Consider the following 427-nt stretch of genomic DNA (forward strand, 5'->3'; position numbering starts at 1 on the left):
CCCTGAGCTTGTAAGTATTTGGTTAATCGAATATAACCATAGCTCTGCCTTGTCTCCTCATGGGCTATTTTCACCAATATCGTCTGTTGATTTCGTTGAATCGTTCTTTTGCTCACGCCTCTCTTGAGCCAATCATAAAAACATGAAACTGAAACATGAAGTAATCGAGCCATTAAGGTAATTGGAAAAGAATATCTTTTTTGTTTCATATAGGCGTACCTTACTGACTTTCTTTGGCAAAGTACGCTGCTGCCTTTTTTAAAAATTCACGTTCCATTTCAGCTATTTTGAGCTGTTGTTTGAGTTTTTTATTTTCTTCGAGTAGAGCGTTTAGATCAGGTGAATACTGTTTTGTACCTGCTAAAGTTCCAGCCTTTGCTTTGGTATTCCAATTTGAAAGAGTTTGCATTGAAATGCTAAGTTGTCT

General features: G+C 36.8%; 1 pseudogene. It reads right to left on the reverse strand.

Annotated features, from left to right (window positions below):
• Positions 1–427: pseudogene (locus ACWQ4X_RS19835) on the reverse strand (IS3 family transposase); the annotation flags it as partial.

The organism is Acinetobacter sp. NigerLNRRAM0016, assembly GCF_054112845.1.